The 18,937-nt window shown below is 38.1% G+C and carries 12 protein-coding genes; 8 read left to right on the top strand and 4 right to left on the bottom strand.

Translation table 11 applies throughout. The annotated features are described in order from the left end of the window. Nucleotides 1-2: 2 nt before the first annotated feature. From IFO69_RS09510 to IFO69_RS09520, 3 genes are read left to right on the top strand one after another with little or no spacing between them, the layout of a single operon-like run. Nucleotides 3-572, top strand: a complete 570-nt coding sequence (locus tag IFO69_RS09510; RefSeq protein WP_192009875.1) for a hypothetical protein — start codon at nt 3-5, stop codon at nt 570-572. A gap of 2 nt (nt 573-574) precedes the next feature. Next, a complete protein-coding gene (locus IFO69_RS09515) occupies nt 575-1,759 on the top strand; it encodes a glycosyltransferase (protein ID WP_192009876.1) in 1,185 nt (394 codons plus the stop codon). Nucleotides 1,760-1,761: 2 nt separating this feature from the next. Then, entirely contained in the window at nt 1,762-2,262 is a 501-nt protein-coding gene (locus IFO69_RS09520) for a GtrA family protein (protein WP_192009877.1), read from the top strand. 24 nt (nt 2,263-2,286) lie between these two features. On the opposite strand, the gene IFO69_RS09525 is transcribed toward IFO69_RS09520, so the two are convergent. Both IFO69_RS09525 and IFO69_RS09530 read right to left on the bottom strand, forming a co-directional pair. After that, nucleotides 2,287-6,222, bottom strand: coding sequence for a PAS domain S-box protein (locus IFO69_RS09525; RefSeq protein ID WP_192009878.1), 3,936 nt, complete (start codon nt 6,220-6,222; stop codon nt 2,287-2,289). Nucleotides 6,223-7,169: 947 nt separating this feature from the next. Further along, a complete protein-coding gene (locus tag IFO69_RS09530; protein WP_192009879.1) occupies nt 7,170-7,553 on the bottom strand; it encodes a hypothetical protein in 384 nt (127 codons plus the stop codon). Nucleotides 7,554-8,140: 587 nt separating this feature from the next. Between IFO69_RS09530 and IFO69_RS09535 the strand changes: the two genes are divergently transcribed. Next, nucleotides 8,141-10,507, top strand: a complete 2,367-nt coding sequence (locus tag IFO69_RS09535; RefSeq protein WP_192009880.1) for a glycoside hydrolase family 127 protein — start codon at nt 8,141-8,143, stop codon at nt 10,505-10,507. 18 nt (nt 10,508-10,525) lie between these two features. Here IFO69_RS09535 and IFO69_RS09540 read toward each other — a convergent pair whose 3' ends face one another. Further along, entirely contained in the window at nt 10,526-11,983 is a 1,458-nt protein-coding gene (locus IFO69_RS09540) for a potassium/proton antiporter (protein ID WP_192009881.1), read from the bottom strand. 96 nt (nt 11,984-12,079) lie between these two features. On the opposite strand from IFO69_RS09540, the gene IFO69_RS09545 reads away from it, so the two are divergent. Further along, nucleotides 12,080-12,451 (top strand): hypothetical protein, encoded by a 372-nt coding sequence (locus tag IFO69_RS09545; protein WP_192009882.1) that lies wholly within the window; start codon nt 12,080-12,082, stop codon nt 12,449-12,451. An 89-nt stretch (nt 12,452-12,540) separates the two neighbouring features. Beyond that, nucleotides 12,541-13,053 (top strand): hypothetical protein, encoded by a 513-nt coding sequence (locus tag IFO69_RS09550; RefSeq protein ID WP_192009883.1) that lies wholly within the window; start codon nt 12,541-12,543, stop codon nt 13,051-13,053. Nucleotides 13,054-13,110: 57 nt separating this feature from the next. On the opposite strand, the gene IFO69_RS09555 is transcribed toward IFO69_RS09550, so the two are convergent. Beyond that, entirely contained in the window at nt 13,111-13,998 is an 888-nt protein-coding gene (locus IFO69_RS09555; protein ID WP_192009884.1) for a dienelactone hydrolase family protein, read from the bottom strand. A gap of 734 nt (nt 13,999-14,732) precedes the next feature. Between IFO69_RS09555 and IFO69_RS09560 the strand changes: the two genes are divergently transcribed. After that, the gene (locus tag IFO69_RS09560; RefSeq protein ID WP_192009885.1) at nt 14,733-16,409 is read left to right on the top strand and encodes a sodium/sugar symporter; all 1,677 of its coding nucleotides are present in this window, start codon (nt 14,733-14,735) and stop codon (nt 16,407-16,409) included. A gap of 249 nt (nt 16,410-16,658) precedes the next feature. Next, a complete protein-coding gene (locus IFO69_RS09565) occupies nt 16,659-18,890 on the top strand; it encodes a S9 family peptidase (protein ID WP_192009886.1) in 2,232 nt (743 codons plus the stop codon). Nucleotides 18,891-18,937: the final 47 nt, after the last annotated feature.

Raw genomic sequence — 18,937 nt, forward strand, 5'->3', positions numbered from 1 at the left:
TCATGATGAAGACCTTATTCATTGGGTTGATTTGTCTAGTATGCAGCATCTTTTTCCTCATGGGAAATGGAAGATACAAGGAATCTATTCTACCAGTATTTCTTCAGCAAGATGAGATTGTTAAAGCGCATGAGACACAAGTTGAAATAACAGTCCATTCTCCCTATGTCCCTAACAGCTTTCAACTGGAACAGTTCAAAAAAGATTATTCAGGTGTCTGGGCCCATCTTAATCATTTGTATTCAACAAATGATGTAATCACCGGTAAAGAGTATTATTCAGAATCTTGGTTCAAGCAATTGGCCAATCAACATACAGGCAGCTTGGATAATGGCGTGAAAAGAAAAGATCTTTTTCATGATGTACATCTGATGAACTGGTCAACTGATGGATTGGTCTGCACAGCGGTTGACAGTTCTGCTGTTTTGGAATATGATTTTCCAAAAAATGGAAAAAAGTTTACCCTGGCAACTGTGGCAATGGTCTTTTTGTACCAAGGGGACCATTGGAGAATAGATGGCATAAGATTTATAGAAGAAAAAGAAATTATTGCATCAAAAAAATTGAAGTAACCATGAAACTTGCATTTGTATCACCTTACCCGCCAAGCCAAGTTACATTAAATGAATACGGCTATCACCTTATCAGAAGTTTTATTGGCAAACCTGGTATCGATGAGATTTATGTTCTGACCAATCATCTTGACAATGATGCGGATTATGAAAGATATGCTTGCGCGGGTATAGAAATTATACCCTGTTGGAAATTCAATGATTGGAAAGCCACTTGGTCTATTCAAAAAAAACTGAAGGAACTAAAACCTGATGCTGTTGTGAGTAATCTGCAGTTTATGACCTTTGGGTCTGGTAAAATCCAAGCAGCCCTCGGCTTGTTTACTCCATGGATGTGCAGATTGATTGGAATTCCATCGGTAGTTATTTTGCACAATATTACGGAAACTGTCAAACTGGAAACCATTGGAATGGCAGATAAAAAATGGAAAGGTAAACTCTTCCTTTGGATAGGGGAGCAGCTGACCAAAATTATCCTTCAAGCGGACGTAGTAGGGGTGACCATTTCCCAATATGTCACCATTTTGAAGGAAAAGTATAAAGAAAACAATGTGGTATTGCTTCCACATGGCAATTTTGAATTGCCTGACCGAAAGCCATTACTTGAGCCATTGTCCAAAATAGAGTTGATGGCTTTTGGGAAGTTTGGCACTTATAAAAAAGTAGAGGTAATGCTTGATGCAGTAAAGTTATTGGAAAAAAAGTACCCCTCACTCAATTTTTCCGCTACGGTAGCAGGAACTGACAACCCAAATGTGAAGGGCTATATTGATGGAGTAAAAGAACAATACAAGGAAATGCGAAATGTGAAATATACGGGATATGTGCCTGAAGAGGCGGTTTCTGATATTTTTCATGATAGTACCTTCGTGGTATTCCCATATACGACCACCACAGGTAGTTCAGGGATCCTGCATCAGGCTGGATCCTACGGAAGGGCTTGTATTCTGCCAAAAATAGACGATCTGGAGCGAGTGGTGGAGGAAGAGGGGTATGATGGGGCCTTTTTCAATACAGATGATGCGGACAGTCTTGCAGAGGCTGTAGCCAGTTTGGTTGAGAATCCTGAAAAGAGAAGGCAAATAGAGGATAAAAACTATGCAGCTGCAAAGGGATTGCCTATGAGTGAGCTTGCGGAATGGTATCTAAGTCATATTTATCGTTTGACCAACTTTAGATTAAACTAACGATGGATTTATATTTACGAACGGGAATTGAACGTTTCTTGGAATTGTGTTATCCTCTTTTCAAGAAGGTACTTCCTTTCCAAGTTTATGCTTATATGGCTGTAGGAGGTATCAATACTGCACTAAATATCCTATTGTTTATTATCTTCTTCCAATGGGGATTACCTATTGAGGGTTTTGTTGTTTTGGGATATTCATTGGCTTCTTATTCCGTGGCCTTAGTATTGGCATTTATGATTACGGTACCCACTGGTTTCTGGTTTAGCAAATGCTTTGCATTTAAAATAGCTGGAAATAATGGTACTAAAACTATAGCCCAATTAGGTAAATATTTTATTGTTGTACTGCAAGGTTTAGGAAGTGATTATGTGCTTCTTAAACTGTTGGTTGAATTTGGTGATGTCTATCCTACCGTCGCCAAGGTGCTCTCTACTGCAATCGTATTAGTCGTTAACTATCTGCTTCAAAAACACTTCACTTTCAGGACAAATATACAACATTGACGCAGCCGGGTAAATTTAGGGGGGTTAGTCTTTAATATATTGATCTAATGCAGTGATAGCCTGCTGAATTTCTTTTAAAATAGCGTCGATGTCGTTTAGTAAATTCTGATCATCAAAGTTATATTCTTTTCTAGTTTCAATTTTTGCGGATAGTTCTGCTAGTCTGTCCATTCTCATGGTGCATGCAGATCCATAAAGTTTGTGAGCGGCTAGACTCAAACCTGTGCTTTTAGTTTTGTGAATTTTAATGATGTCTTCACGGGAGTTGATCAATTCTTTTTTACCTGATTTTAAAATGATTTGAAACATCTCGCTCTCTACATCTGGAAAACCTAAAATTTCCTTTAAATTTTCTATGTCGAAAGCAGCTAGTGAAGGCAATTCTTTAAAATTCTGTACTAAATCATGTGATTGTTTAAGCTCCCATTTCTCTAATAACTTAATCAAATCCTCTTCAACAAATGGTTTTGCAATAAAATCATTCATCCCGGCATTCATGCACTTTTCCCTTTCTCCTTTGATATTTCCTGCTGTGAGGGCTATGATCAGGATGTTGTGTTTATTGTAAAGTTGGCGAATTTCTTTGGTCGCCTCATAACCATTCATCTCTGGCATTTGTATGTCCATAAAAATGATGTCAGGCAGATCCTTTTTGCATAACTCCAAGGCTTCAATACCATTTTGAGCCTCCAATATTTTAGTGGAAGGGGAGAGGTTGTTTACTACTGTTTTTGCCAAAAGCATATTGATGCTGTTGTCTTCCACAATCATGATCTTGGTGTCTTTCGGAAAGATAGACTTCTTTTCAGCTTTTTGAGATTTTGATTTTTTATGGTCTTGCTTCCTATTGATGGTCATCAAAGCGTCATACATTTCTTGTATTTTGATGGGCTTAACCAGCTTCATATTGATATTGAGCTCTTTACAGGCTTTAAGTATATTTTCATCATCTGAAGAGCTATGTAGGAATATGATGGGTTGATGCTCAAAACTCTCTCTGATTTTTCGAATGGTTTCAATGCCATTCATATAAGGCATATGATAGTCCATAAGGATGACATCATATTTATTGCCATCGATTAATTTTTGAATGGCTTCAAATCCATTTTTGGCCTGATCTGTTGCTATTCCTCTCAGAGCGAGCATTCTATCTAGGATGATTCGGTTATTGTCATTATCATCCACAATCAGGACATGATTGATGCCCAATTCAGTTTGCCATACTTCTGGATCACCATATTCACATTTTACTTTGAGGTCAAAAAAGAACTTGCTCCCTTTTCCAGGGACACTTTCCAGTTGAAGTTTACTGTCCATTAGTTTCAACAAACTATTGGAAATGGTCAATCCAAGACCAGTTCCTCCGTATTTTTTGGTAGTGCTGATATCCTCTTGGGAAAATGCCTCAAATATTTTAATTTGTTTTTCAGGTTTGATCCCGATACCTGTATCACTTACAGAGAATCGAATCTTCATTTCGTTGTTCTCGTTGATTTTTCCCAATGGCTTTAGCATCAGCTCAATTTCTCCTTCTTCTGTAAATTTGGAGGCATTTCCAAGGAGATTAACCATGACCTGCTTCAATCTTACACTGTCCACCCAAATGTATCTTGGAATGTCCGGATGGATGTTGAGCAGCATTTCTAGACCTTTTTTATGAATTTCATAAGTGATGATATCACTGGCTTGATCACTCAATTCATAAAGGTCACATTTATCCGTATCTAGGTCCAGTTTCCCAGCCTCAATCTTAGAGAAATCAAGGATATCATTGATGATGTTTAGTAATGCATTGCCAGATTGGTTGACAATGGAAAGGTACTGTGCTTGAGTATCTGTTAGCTCCGTTTTTAAAACCAAGTCGGTAAATCCTATTACTCCGTTTAGAGGGGTTCGAATTTCATGACTCATATTGGCCAGAAATTCTGATTTGGCAATACTGGCTTGCTCAGCCATTATTTTTGCCTTTTTGAGTTCATCCCGTTGAAGACAAGCTTCTGTAATGTCTTGGGTCAGCATCATGATTCCACCGATCGTACCGTCAAACTGATGCCATGGTCTTACTTCCCATCGCAGGTATTGATCGTGATCCCATCCATCAGGTCTCCAAACGTCCTCTTCGTTACTGATTACTTCACCTTTGAGACACCTTGCATGGATGGCTTTCCATTCATCTGAAATGCTTTCAAAAACTTCATAATGGGATTTGTTTTTTATGTCTTGTCCTTGGAGTTGATATTCTTCCAACCAGCGATTACTATATGCGATGTATTTGATATCAGTATCAAACATAGCTACTGCTGCAGGGGCGTGGGTGACAAAAGCATTGAGCCTCGCCTTTTCAATAAATAGGGCATTTTCTGCCTTCTTTCTTTCAGTGATATCGGTGGCCATTCCCAAATAACCTGTGATTTCGCCATGTGTATTTCTCATGGTGGTTACTGCCAAACTGACGAAAAGTTTGGTGCCGTCTTTTCTGATATAGGACCATTCTCTTTCTTCGGCCCCATAGATCTCAGATTTATATACAAAAACCTTAAAGCCAGTGATGCTTTGATTGTATTTGGAACTGAGTTCTTTCCCTCTTTCTTCTATTTCAGTAGGATCATGGATGATGGCTGGACTTTGCTGGCCTATCATTTCTTCTGCTGAATATCCTAACATTTTTTCAGCACCCTTATTGAATAAGGTGATGATACCTTCTGTGTTTGTGGAGATGATGCTGACTTCGGATGAAGCATTTTGCACATCTTCCAGCAGCTTTTTTGATCTTATTATTTCTAGCTCGGCCTGTTTCTTTTCATCCACATCCTGGAAAGTCCCAAAAAGCCTAACACATTTACCATCTTTAAATTGGGGCTTCCCAATCGCCCTGACCCATATTTCTTTCCCCTTTGCCGTGATCAACTCCAATTCCAGATCATAGGATTCCCCTTTGGTAATGGCATTCTCAAAGGCTCTTTTTATAGCTTCTTGATTCTTTCCTTCTTTGTAAAAACTAATGGCATTTTCGGAGTCTGGAATGAAATCATCGGAAACTTCATGAATCTCTCTTGTCACATCTGACCAATAGAGAGTATTATTGATAAAGTCAGCTTCCCAGCCTCCTACACGGGCTACACTGTTGGTTTGCTCTAACATTTCCTTTAATCTATTGTACTCGTATTCTAATTTGTACCTTTCGGAAATATCCAGTGCGTTACCTAGAATAAATTTATCTCCATGGATGTTTTTTTGTAGAACGTTGGTATACAGCCACATTCTTTCAGAACCATCTTTATGGAGGGTTTTCATGGTTCCACTGCTATGGCCTTTTTGAAGAATTTCATCCAAATAATGTTTGATACCTCCAACATGATGCTTAGGAATGATGTCAAACAATGACTTTCCCAAAAGCTCGTTCTTTTCATAGCCCAAACTTCTGGCACTGGCATTATTGATCAATAGGAGTTTTCCTTTAAGATCATGTGTGCACATCAGCCCCATTGATTCTTCGAAAAAATTCCTAAACTGATTTTCGGAATAGTTGATGTTTTCCAGTTCTAGTTTATTGATATACTTTGAGTTGATTTCCTCAGTCAGCAAAGCGATTGAAGAAAGTGTTTCTTGACTTACTTTTTCGGAAGGTTCAATCAAGATCAAAAAACCTTTGGACTCCTTGAAACCATTAATAAAGGGTGAAATTATCAGAGATTGTATTGACTGACCTTGAAAGTCAATGTTTAGTTTTAGTTGGGTGATCTCTTTGATTTCATGGGTTTTGTTTATAAAGAAATCGTTGTTTTTGCTAATTGATACTTCGTCAAATCCAATTTCAGATAATAAATGAAATTGCCCTTCTTGACAAACAGCAACAAAAGCGAATTTAGCTTTTGCCATCATCAAAGCCACATTGAGTAATCTGTCGTAATTCCCACTTAGTGCTGTCTCGAAATCTTGAGGTGTCTTTTTTTGAGGCATTTGATTGAACTTTATAATCTGTTTGTATCTGAAGTTTAGTTATTTGTAAACTTTAATTAACTATATTTTTTCTTTAAAAAAAAGAAGGTGGCTGCGACTATGATAACTTACTTTTTGATAGGTTTTAATTACTTTTTTGTGCTTTTAAGGCTGGAAGGATTTCGGAGGTACCTGTTTAAATATGAGGTAAAGTTTGATGAAATAACTAGAATACCTTTTCTAAATTTTAAGATTGACCAAAAACAGAAATAATACTAAACTGTATAGTAGGGGATTTTTCACAGGAGGTTTCAAGAAAAATAAAGATACTGGACACTCACACTTATGAAATGGATACTTTAAAAGTATATAAGTCTACAGAAAGGCCTAATAAATTGATACCAGCCCTTCTCTGTTATTTATGAGCACTGGGCTTGAAAGCTCAAAATCAACCTGATTATAGAAGGGGCTGAATCTGGCAGAAACTACAGTTTTTTATCATGAAGGGATCTATTATTTATATGGAACATATCGTGCAGATGAAGGTTTGCAGGTATAAAGATCTACTAACTTGAAGGAATGGAAAGTTTTCTCAGTGAAGCTATCTGAGGGATTTTATTTGAGTAAGGAGGATGTTATGGAGATTGGGGTTTTTGGGCTCCTCAATTTTTCCAAAAGTGCGTGATGATCAATATGGCCTATACAGCCATTGAGTACATTTCGATTGTATAAAGCAAAAGTCCTTTGGGTCCATTTGAGCAAGAAAGTCAACTACATTATAGGAAAGTAAGCTGACCGAGAAATTGATCCTTTATTTTCGATGAGCCCAAAGGAAAAACATATTTGTACCATGCCAATGTGGCCAATGGAGTAAATAGAATTTATGTTTCAGAATTGACTCCTGCTTTAAAAAGCCTATAGGAAAGAAGTACCAATTTTTGCATAGAAGCTACAGAATTGTGGGAAAATTATAAAAGCGACAAGGATAGTATGGATAAAGTCAATAGCATAGCTCCATAAAACATGCTATTGATTGATGAAAATATAGCTAGTAGCCCAGTCCTTAATTCTGTAAAAATACTCTTTGGTGAAAGCATGAGCTCGGAGTAGAAATTACCAAGTGATTGGTCAGGGAATTGCCTGTATATTTTTTCACGATAAACAAAGTAACTGTCCATTAACCAAAATAATAGAGTAGGGACAAATGCAAAGAGTAAATAATGCAAGTTTGTAGTAGATGCTGCCAGTACTAATACAATAGAAATGTTGGTAATTGCAATAATTTTCACAATGATGGAATTCTTTTCCATAATAAGAATACAATTCTTTGAAGAATTTAGATTTTTTTTCATATCCTAAAAGTTTAAAAATGGGAGATTATGTGTGGTAACCTTAATCCCTTAATTACTAGTTGGTTAATCTGTGTTGATAAATCTAATAGTGGCAATTCATAGTACAAGTGCCATTACCCTTATTCCTTGCGGATCATAAAGGTACCAGTTTAGTAATTATTATAAAATACCATGAATACGGTATTTATCTACAATAAAATGTTGATCAGTAAATTTTAAGGAGAATAAAAATAGGTTAAAAAAGATAAATATCAAACAAATTTTAATAAGTGTTTTTTTTACATTTTTATTTGAACAAAAGTTTATAAAGGGTAATTTAGAACAGTGATAGTTACAGGTAATCAGGCTTTAAAAGAAAATAGCCTCCATAAAGCCTAATAAAGAAGATTTATAGTCAACCCAAAATAATAAACATGAAAAAGGAGAAGAAGTACGACATGCTAGCATTATATTTTTTTGCTGAAAAAATATTTACAAAGGTGTTATCGGATAACCTTAATTTTAAAGACCTATTAGAGCAGTTTGAATGTAATTTGATTTTGAATCCGATCAAGGACAAATAAGAAACCCCGTATAACCAATCTTTCATGAAACAATTATTGATTTTATTGCTTTTGTCACTGATCATCTGCTGTAGTGAGCCTGATCAGCATATTGGGCCACTGATAGGTTTTTCACTGGATGATGTACAATTATTAGATGGGCCATTCAAAAAAGCCCAGCTCACTGATATGCACTACATATTATCCATGGATCCGGATAGACTTTTGTCCCCCTACCTTAGAGAAGCAGGCCTGCAACCTAAAGCAAAGAGTTATCCTAACTGGGAAAATACAGGCCTTGATGGCCACATTGGAGGGCATTACCTTACAGCTCTATCTTTAATGTATGCCGCTACCGGCAATGAAAAACTCAAAGAGCGGCTGGATTATATGGTGGATGAGTTGGCTCGATGCCAGAAAAAAAACGGCAATGGCTATATAGGAGGAATTCCTGGAGGAAAGTCTATGTGGGAGGAAATTGCTGAGGGAAATATTAGGGCAGGTCGATTTTCGTTGAACGATAAATGGGTGCCATTATACAATATCCATAAGATTTATGCAGGACTTTATGATGCACATACGATAGGAGGAAATGCCAAGGCCAAAAAACTATTGATCCAATTGATGGATTGGATGCTTGATATAACCTCTAATCTATCGGATGAGCAGATTCAAGAGATGCTTTATAGTGAACATGGTGGACTTAATGAGGTATTTGCAAAAACATCAGAATTAACTGGAAACAAAGCGTATTTGGATTTGGCAGTTAAATTCTCCGATCATGAGATCTTGGATCCTTTGTTGGAGAAAAAGGACATGTTGACAGGTATGCATGCCAACACCCAGATTCCAAAAGTGATAGGTTTTGAACAGGTAGCTAGGCTAAATGGAGATGAGAGCTGGCTTGCAGCATCAGACTTTTTTTGGGACAATGTTGTCAATCAAAGAAGTATTTCCATTGGAGGAAATAGCGTTTCAGAACACTTTAACCCAATCGATGATTTTAATGGAATGGTCGAATCGGTTGAGGGAGTTGAAACTTGCAACAGTTACAATATGCTCAAATTGAGTAAGGATTTATTCTATGAAAAGCAGGATGCTGCTTATATGGATTTTGTGGAGCGGGTACTTTATAACCATATCCTTTCATCCCAGCATCCTGATGGAGGTTTCGTTTACTTTACCAGTATGCGTCCCAGACATTATCGGGTGTATTCGCAAGCGCATGATGGTTTTTGGTGTTGTGTAGGTTCTGGCTTGGAAAATCATGGCAAATATGGAGAGTTTATTTATGCTCATGATCATCAAAATATTTTTGTGAATTTATTTATTGCTTCCAAACTTTCATGGAAAGAAAAGGGACTTGAATTGATCCAGCAAACCACTTTTCCTGAAAGTAATGAAACAGAATTTACATTAAACCTAGAAAATCCCATTGATTTAGGGTTAAAGATCAGGTATCCGGGATGGGCCAGCGCAGGAGAGATTGCCATATGGGTTAATGATCAAAAGCAAGAAATAGAGGAAGGGCCTTCTAATTACATTTTGTTGGATCGAAAGTGGCAGAATGGTGATAAAGTTCGTGTTCAACTGCCTTTGCAATTAGGGGTGGAATACCTTCCTGCTGACAGTAGTTGGGTTTCTTTTAAATATGGACCAATAGTTTTGGGAGCCGAGACAGATACCACTGATTTAGAGGGGGTATGGGCTGGCGATAGTCGCATGGGACATGTGGCCAGAGGACCATTATACCCTTTAGATAAAGCTCCTTGGCTGGTTGCCAATAATGATCAGGAGTTGTTGGGGAAAGTAAAACCTATTAATGAAGAGGCACTTTTATTTGATCCTAATGAATTGTTGTATACATCGGCATATCAAGGTGTGAGGCTTAAGCCATTTTACCAAATCCACGAAGCAAGATATATGGTGTATTGGCCTGTAGTCAGTGAGAAGGAAGTTGAAGGAAAACTTGAAAAGCTACGAGTTGAAGAAGAAAAGATGTTGGTCTTAGAGGCTAAAACAGTGGATAAGGTAAAGACTGGTCAGCAACAGCCAGAATCAGACCATTTTATTGCCAGTGAAGCGTCATGGACTGGGATCAGTCATGGAGATCACTGGAGAGAGGCGAGGGACTGGTTCAGTTATCAGTTTACCGATAGGAACAAGGTAGCAAAGAACTTGAGGATTACTTATCACGCCAAGGATGGAAATCATCAATTTGACTTACTGCTCAATGGAAAGTTGCTCGTCAGGGTGAAGGAAGAAGGCAATGGAAATGATGGGTTTTATGATGTAGATTATGAAATTCCTAATAAATTCATTTCAAATTCTGACGGGAAATACGAAATAAAACTTCAGGCTTTAGAAGGAGAAAGTACAGGAAGAATTTACCATTTAAGGTTGATCAAATAAGGTGACGAAAACTAGAAATTAGAGCAAAGCATTTTTAATGATTGTTTCTTGGTCTGTATTTTCAAGCATAATCATTAAAGTGTCACCAGCTTCTATTTCAGTTTGCCCGTTCGGGGTAATAAATTGACTGTTCCTATTGATAAGCACAATCAGGCAAGTACTGGGCAGATCCAGTTCCAGAATTTTTTTGCCTGTAGCGGGTGATTCATCAGGAATATCCAATTCAATCAGGGCATTCTTAAACTCATCAGACAGCTCGAGATCCAAAAGAGATTTTCTTTTTAAGGAAGCAGGAAGCGCAAGGTCAAGTAGTTTGGCTGCCAAAGGAAGGGTAGTGGCTTGTAAGGCAACTGATGTGAGGACAATAAAGAAAACGATATGGAATATCACTCCAGAACTTGGTAGTCCAGCAATCATGGGAATGGTCGCAAAGACTATAGGTACCGCTCCTCTAAGACCTACCCAACTGAGAAATGTTTTTTCTCTCAGTGATAATTTGAATGGAGTTAGGGCTAAAAATACTCCGAGCGGTCTGGCTACCAAGATCAGAAATAATGCTGCTGTCAATGAAATGCCAATAATTGGTAGCATCTGAGTAGGGAAAACCAATAAGCCAAGGGTGATAAACATCACCACTTGCATTAGCCAAGCCACACCATCAAAAAACTTCATCATGCTCTTCTTGTGGACCATTTTTCCATTACCCACTGTCAAGGCACAAATGTAAACAGCCAGAAAGCCGTTTCCGCTAAATAGATCAGTCAATGTGTATGTAAGCATTACCAAAGCAAGCATTAATACTGGGTAGAGTCCTTCAAAGTCCAAATTGATTTTATTCATTAAGAGGACACACATTCTTCCCATCAACCAACCAACTAGTGCACCCACTGCCATTTGAACGAAGAAAAATGGAATGACTTCCCAAATATTGTAATGGGGAGACACGATAATACTTGTAAGGGCAATAGTCAGAAAATAAGCCATGGGATCATTGCTACCACTTTCCAATTCCAAAAGCGGTCTGAGATTTCCCTTCAGGCCAATACTTTTTGCCCTGAGAATAGAAAAAACAGCGGCAGCATCTGTTGAGGAAACAATGGCCCCCAAGAGCCAACTTTCCATAAAGTCTAGATCAGAAACCCAATAAACAAATGCTCCCAAAGTAATACTTGTCAATAATACTCCAACTGTGGAAAGAGAAACCCCTTGCCAAAGCACAGGCTTTATACTTGGCCACTTGGTATCCAACCCACCAGAAAAGAGAATAAAGGTAAGCGAGATGATACCTAGGAACTGGGTCAAGTTAGGATCGTCAAACATTATTCCTCCAAGTCCATCAGATCCGGCAAGCATTCCTACACCCAAAAAGATCAACAAAGCTGGAATACCTGTTTTTCCTGATGTCTTACTGGCAATAACTCCTGCAAAGAGTAAGAGAGAACTAATCAATAAAATGTTTTCAGTGGTTAAGGTCATATCGGTTGTTTGGTAGATAAAAAATAATAGACATGCAATCTTAAACAATAGTTTCAATTTGTTGAACTAATTGAAGTTATTTGGCGTATTGACTGTATGAAAATTAAGTCCGTATCAGCCGTGCTATTTTATATTTTGCTCTGGGTATTCCTTCCAGGGATATATTCAGGGCAGGCTGAGTGGTCATCGAAGGAGATTTCTTTATTGGAGGATACTGTCCAATGGAACTCTAAAGCTTACCAAGCTTGCCATGGACAAGTTAGCAGTTATGATTTTTATTTTAAGGAGCCCTCCATTGAGTTTACCGAAAATGATTTTAAAGGTTTAAGTCATTTTTTCTACGGTATTCCTCGAAATTTCCATTTATTTGATGGTTCCACAGAATTGTTTGGAAATGGGTTTCTAAAGCCCATTGAAGGAGCATTCGTTTCCACCATGATTATATTTCCCTTTCATTATTTCTGGTAGACAACACCGTTTTCTGTTTGAGTTTTAAGCTACACCCCAAAGTTTGAGTTACTTCGGAGTGCTTATGTCTGTACCATATTGTATAAAAAATGAAAGAAACAACAATTATCATTACAGTGGTAGGATCTTTATTGGTGTTTTTCCTACCCCTATACCTGAATAGTAGAAAGCATTCAAGAGTGAATAAAAAGCTCAAAGAAGAGCTGTTGAAAGCTGGAAGTAAGGAAAATTTGAATTTAAATAAGTTAAACGTTTGGCGAAGTTTGTATGGGTTGGCCATGGATAAAGATAAATCCATTTTGGTTTATGGGAAATCAAGTCAAGAAAAGGTTAATTGCAGCATTGTTGAGTTGGAACATTATAAACTTTGCAAGCCTGCAAAAGTGCTTAGAGATGTTGGAGCTGGTAAAGAGAGACACAAAGTAGTAAGTAAAATTAACTTGGTGTTACTGCCAATGGATGATAAATTTCATCCAATTAACTTTGAAATGTTTAATGAAGATCACCATTCCAATATTATTATGGAATGGGAATTGGCTCAAGAATGGGCCAAAGAGATCAACAATCATCTTATTAGGACAAAGGAAAAGTATGTAGCGTAGCACTGAAAGCCCGTTAAAGTGAACAGGGAAGGTTTTTTGCCTTCCCTGTTTTTTTGACTAGGCCAAGTGTTTATGGAAGAAACCGATAGTTCTTTTCCATGCTAATTTTGCGGCTTCTTCATCATACCTTGGTGTCGTATCGTTATGAAATCCGTGGTTGGCATTGGGGTAGATATAGGCCTCATATACCTTGTCGTTTTCTTTTAAGGCTTTTTCATAAGCAGGCCAACCGGCATTGACACGCTCATCCAGCTCTCCATAATGAAGAAGCAAAGGGGCATTGATTTGGGGAACCATTTCAGCAGTGGGTTGGCTACCATAAAATGGTACTGCGGCTTTTAGGTCAGGAATTTTTACCGCCATCATATTGGAAATCCATCCACCAAAACAGAACCCTACCACTCCAATATTACCAGAGCATTCAGGATGGTTTTTGAGGTAAGTAAATGCTGCAATGAAATCCTCCAACATTTCGTCCCGATCTCTTTGGCGCTGCATAGCCCTTCCATCATCATCATTTCCCGGGTAGCCACCTAAGGGGCTTAGGGCATCAGGAGCAATGGAGATAAAACCTTCTAATGCCGCTCTTCTGCCCACATCAGCAATATATGGATTTAAGCCTCTGTTTTCGTGAACCACTACAATGCCGGGCAGTTTTTTATTTGCATCTGCTGGGCGCGAAAGTTGTGCTTTGATTTCTCCTCCACCCTTGGGTGAAGGATAGGAAATGGTTTCGGTTTTTAGATCTTGATGATCAATAGGAACTTGAATATTGTCCTTGTAATTGGGCATGATAAAGCTCAAAAGTGAGGATACAGTCAAGCCTCCCACAGCAAAGGTGGATAGCTTTTCCATAAATTCCCTTCGTTCCAATTTGTTATGGGCATAGGCATCATAAAGGTCAAAAATTTCTTGCTTGATGTCTGCTTTGCTAAGTTTTTTCATGGGGATGGTTTTAGGTTATTGAAGAGGTGGAAAAAGGATAGTTAATACATTCATATAATTTACAATTTAATCCTTTGAATTAGAAAAGCAGGTTGATTTCTTTGAACGTTAAGATTTTAAATTATCTGATCCCCCAACAATTCGAAAAATCAAATCAGCCGTTCAGCTCCTTAATAGTTGGAAAAATATTGGCTTATCGCGATGAGGGACAGAAGGATTTCTGAGGTTCTTATAACCAAAACATTGAAAGGGATGTTCCCAGGTTTTTCCATGACTTAAGGTGTAGGCTAGCCTAAATTGCCGATAAGAGAAACACGGGATAAACACGGGATAAACACGGCTTAACTAGGGGTTAAATACGGGTTAAAGAGGCAATGTTAAAAATGTTACATTCATTAATATGGACCATTTTCATTCTTGATTCAGTTGTTTTCTTTTTGGCTTGTTCCTAAAAAAATCTAAATGTATATCCGCAATTGCACCAGTAAAGGTTAAAAGCGAGTCGAAATGTTCGTTTTGATTAAAATATCAACTGCTTCGTTCTTCAGGCTTCAAATTTCTGATCACTTTAAGCAAAGGATTTAAGGTTACTGGCATCATTGCGGATAATCAGAAAAATCTATAATGTTTGATTGATTTCTTTTGTTCTAAGACTAAAAAATAACATCATTGCGGAGCTTTTTTGTGCAATTTTGCATACAATTAAATTAACATTAACCTAATTACTACATTTCATGGAATTTGCCATTTGGGACAAAATCATCTTTATCTGTTATGGACTGATCATAATAGGCATTGGTCTATGGGTGTCCAAGGGAAAAGGCGGGACTTCAGAAGATTATTTCCTTGCCAGTAAATCACTGCCATGGTGGGCCATTGGAGCTTCGCTAATTGCAGCAAATATTTCAGCAGAACAATTTATAGGCATGTCAGGCTCCGGTTTTGCTGTTGGATTGGCCATTGCTTCTTATGAATGGATGGCGGCATTGACATTATTGATTGTGGGGAAGTATTTCTTGCCTGTGTTTATTGAGAAAAAACTCTACACCATACCGGAATTTGTAGAGGTAAGGTATAGTACTACATTGAAAAGTATTTTGGCGGTATTCTGGATATGCCTATTTGTTTTTGTGAACCTGACTTCAGTGCTTTATTTAGGAGCTACAGCCTTGGATACGATTATCGGTGATGGCAGTGGTTCTATTTTTACCTATTGTATTTTTGGTTTGGCCTTATTTGCTGCAGCCTATTCTTTGTATGGCGGTCTTTCAGCTGTAGCATGGACAGATGTTGTTCAGGTAGTTTTGTTGGTAGCAGGTGGATTTATTACTACGATTATTGCGCTGTCCCATGTAACAGAAGGAGGTGGTGTAATAGATGGCTTGGTGACGATTTATGAACAAGTACCAGAAAAGTTTTCTATGATTTTGGAAAAAGGTGAAATCATTACACCGAATGGCAAAGATGCTTGGTGGGATTTACCTGGCTTGGCAGTGTTGATTGGAGGATTATGGGTAGCCAATTTGTACTATTGGGGTTTTAACCAATATATTATCCAAAGGACCTTGGCCGCAAAGAGCCTTCAGGAATCCCAAAAAGGGATTGTATTGGCGGCCTTTTTGAAATTGCTGATTCCTTTGATTGTAGTTGTTCCAGGAATCGTGGCCTTTGTCATGAATTCAGGACCTGATGGAGCAGTGGGAGAGATGTACACGGATCCTTCTTTTATTGCGGAAGGTGGAAGAATTATCAATGACAACGCAGCTCCTTGGTTGATCAAAGAATTTGTCCCTACTGGATTAAAAGGACTGGTTTTGGCAGCTTTGGCAGCAGCGATTGTTTCGTCTTTGGCCTCCATGTTAAACTCTACTGCTACCATTTTTACAATGGACATTTTCAAGCCTTATTTTGGAAAAGAAGCTTCTGAACAAAAGTTGGTGAATGTAGGGAGGTTATCTGCCACTTTGGCCTTGATAATTGCAGTAATACTGGCTCCACAGCTGAAAAATTTAGGACAGGTTTTTCAATATATCCAAGAGTATACAGGGATTGTCAGCCCTGGAATATTAGCAGTGTTTATGCTTGGCCTTTTCTGGAAAAGCACCACAAATAGGGCAGCCATTTTAGGAGTATTGGTATCCGTTCCTATTGCTTTTTATTTTAAAGTAGCACCAAATGGTTGGTCGGAAAATAGCATTTTCCTTAACCTTCCTTTTATGGATCAAATGTTCTATACTTGGATTTTGACCATGTTGTTTATGATCTTGATCAGTTATTTGGAAACCAAAGGAAGAGCTCACCCCAAAGCCATTATTATTGGAAAAAGCTTGTACAAGACAGAGCCAGTTTTCAATATTTGTAGTTTTGCTATTATTTTGATATTAGTTATGTTATATGCGCTATTTTGGTAAGAAATTACCATAAAAATTAAAGGCCGAAAATTAATTTTCGGCCTTTAATTTTTATGGGCTTTTTGTTAATCGGCTAGTTGGTAATACAGTGTTAGGATTTAATAATCCTGTATGACTGCCTCAGTGAATACTTACTTAATTTGATTGTTTAAAATCCATTGAGTGGATATATAAGATTAACAATTATTGGGATAGGTTTCTTTTGCTAAAAATGAAACTGATTTGAATCTAACTTTTAACTTGATTACAATGAACATAAAAAATGGTTTTGTTTACGTATTGTTTGCACTGATTAGTATTGGAGCTAAGGCGCAAGGGGAATTAGTAGATTACCAAAGAGCTGATTCCATTAAACAAGCTTTTGCCAAAGTATATCATTCCCCAAGTAGCTTTAACTGGATCAAGGATACTGAAAAATTTTGGTATCAGATGAAAACAGAAAAAGGAGAGGAGTACATGCAGGTCATCGTTTCGGAACGCCACAAGCAGTCACTATTTGATCAGGAAAGACTTGCTCTTCTACTTTCCAATGAAACATATGATACTATTAAAGCCTATCAACTACCCATCAGCAGAGTTCAACTGGAAGAAAAAGGCAAACTGATGAAATTTCAAGCCAAAGGGTATCATTGGGAGTATGATTTGGAGGATGAAATGCTTGTTAAGAAAGAAAAGGTGGAAACCAGAGGTGGTTATTGGGGGACGCGATGGAGCGATAGGGAAGGGGAACCAGTGGTTTCACCTGATAAAACAAAAGAAGCCTATATTCGTGAGCACAATGTTTGGGTTAAAGACTTAAGCAGCAAGGAAAGCACCCAATTAAGCTTTGATGGTTCGCCTGGGAATTATTATGCTGCAGATATCCAATGGTCGCCAGATAGTAAAAAACTGGCTACCTATAGCGTCAGGCCTGCTGAGGTGAGGAAACTGACATTGCTTGAGTCTTCTCCTGAAGATCAACTGCAACCGAAGCTACAAACCAGAGATTATGTAAAGCCGGGTGATGCCTTACCAGTAAAAAGACCTGTTCTCTTCCATGTTATTGAAAGGAAAATTGTACCCATAAGTGATGAACTCATTCAAAACCATTTTAGCCTTAGTCGAATAATTTGGAGAGAAGATAGTAGGGCATTTACCTTTGAATACAACCAAAGGGGACACCAGGTATACAGGGTGTTGGAAGTGAATGCAGCTTCCGGTTCTATCCGTCCACTGATTGAAGAGCAAAGTGAAACATTTATCGATTATAGTGGTAAGAAGTTTAGAATGGACCTGGAGGATGGTAAAGAAATTATTTGGGCTTCAGAGAGAGATGGTTGGAGGCATTTGTACCTGTATGATGGGGAATCTGGAACCGTTAAAAACCAAATAACCAAAGGTAATTGGGTGGTCAGGGAAGTGATGCATGTGGATAAGGAAAAACGTCAAATCTATTTTTTGGCCAGCGGAATGGACAAAAAAGAAGACCCTTACCATCTACACCTCTGTAAAGTGGGACTGGATGGAAAAGGATTCCAGCAAATTACAACAGAAGAAGCCAATCATAGCATTTCGTTTTCAGACAATTTGACTTATTTTATTGATGTTTTTTCGACTCAGGACATGGCTCCTGTAGCCCAATTGAAAGAAGTGTCCTCTGGCAAGGTGTTGATGGAAATTGAGGAAGCAGACATCACTCAACTTGAGACTGCAGGCTGGAAAGCTCCTGAGATTTTTTCGGCCAAGGGCAGAGATGGGAAGACAAACATTTGGGGGCTGATCATCAAACCAAGCAATTTTGACCCCGAAAAAAGCTACCCAGTGATAGAATATATTTATGCAGGTCCTCACAGTTCATTTGTTCCAAAGTCTTTTGCTCCAAATTATAGAGGACTGAATGAACTGGCAGAATTGGGCTTTATTGTAGTTCAAATTGATGGAATGGGAACCTCCAATCGCTCTAAAGCTTTTCATGATGTTTGTTGGAAGAACCTTAAGGATGCTGGTTTTCCAGATCGGATTTTATGGATGCAGGAAGCCGCTAAGACCAGACCTTATATGGATTTGGATCGGGTGGGGATATTTGGCACTTCTGCAGGTGGTCAAAGTTCAACAGGAGCTTTGTTGTTTCATCCAGAGTTTTATAAGGTTGCTGTATCTTCCTGCGGTTGTCATGATAACAGAATGGATAAAATTTGGTGGAATGAACAGTGGATGGGCTATCCTATTGGAAAGCATTATGAAGAATGTTCCAATGTGGTCAATGCCAAAAACCTGGAAGGAAAGTTGATGTTAATCGTTGGAGAAGTTGATGATAATGTTGATCCTTCCTCTACTTATCAACTGGTAAACCAGCTGATCAAACACGATAAAAATTTCGATTTTCTAATGGTGCCTGGCATGGGGCATAGTTCTGGTGGAGAATATGGAGAACATAAAAGGAGGGATTTCTTCGTTAAGAATTTGATCGGAATAGATCCTCCGGCTTGGGAGGATTTTTAACGGATTATCGACCTTATAAAGATCAGTTATAAGACTGAAGAAGAATA

Origin of the sequence: Echinicola arenosa (genome assembly GCF_014841125.1) — a bacterium.
GTDB lineage: Bacteria > Bacteroidota > Bacteroidia > Cytophagales > Cyclobacteriaceae > Echinicola > Echinicola arenosa.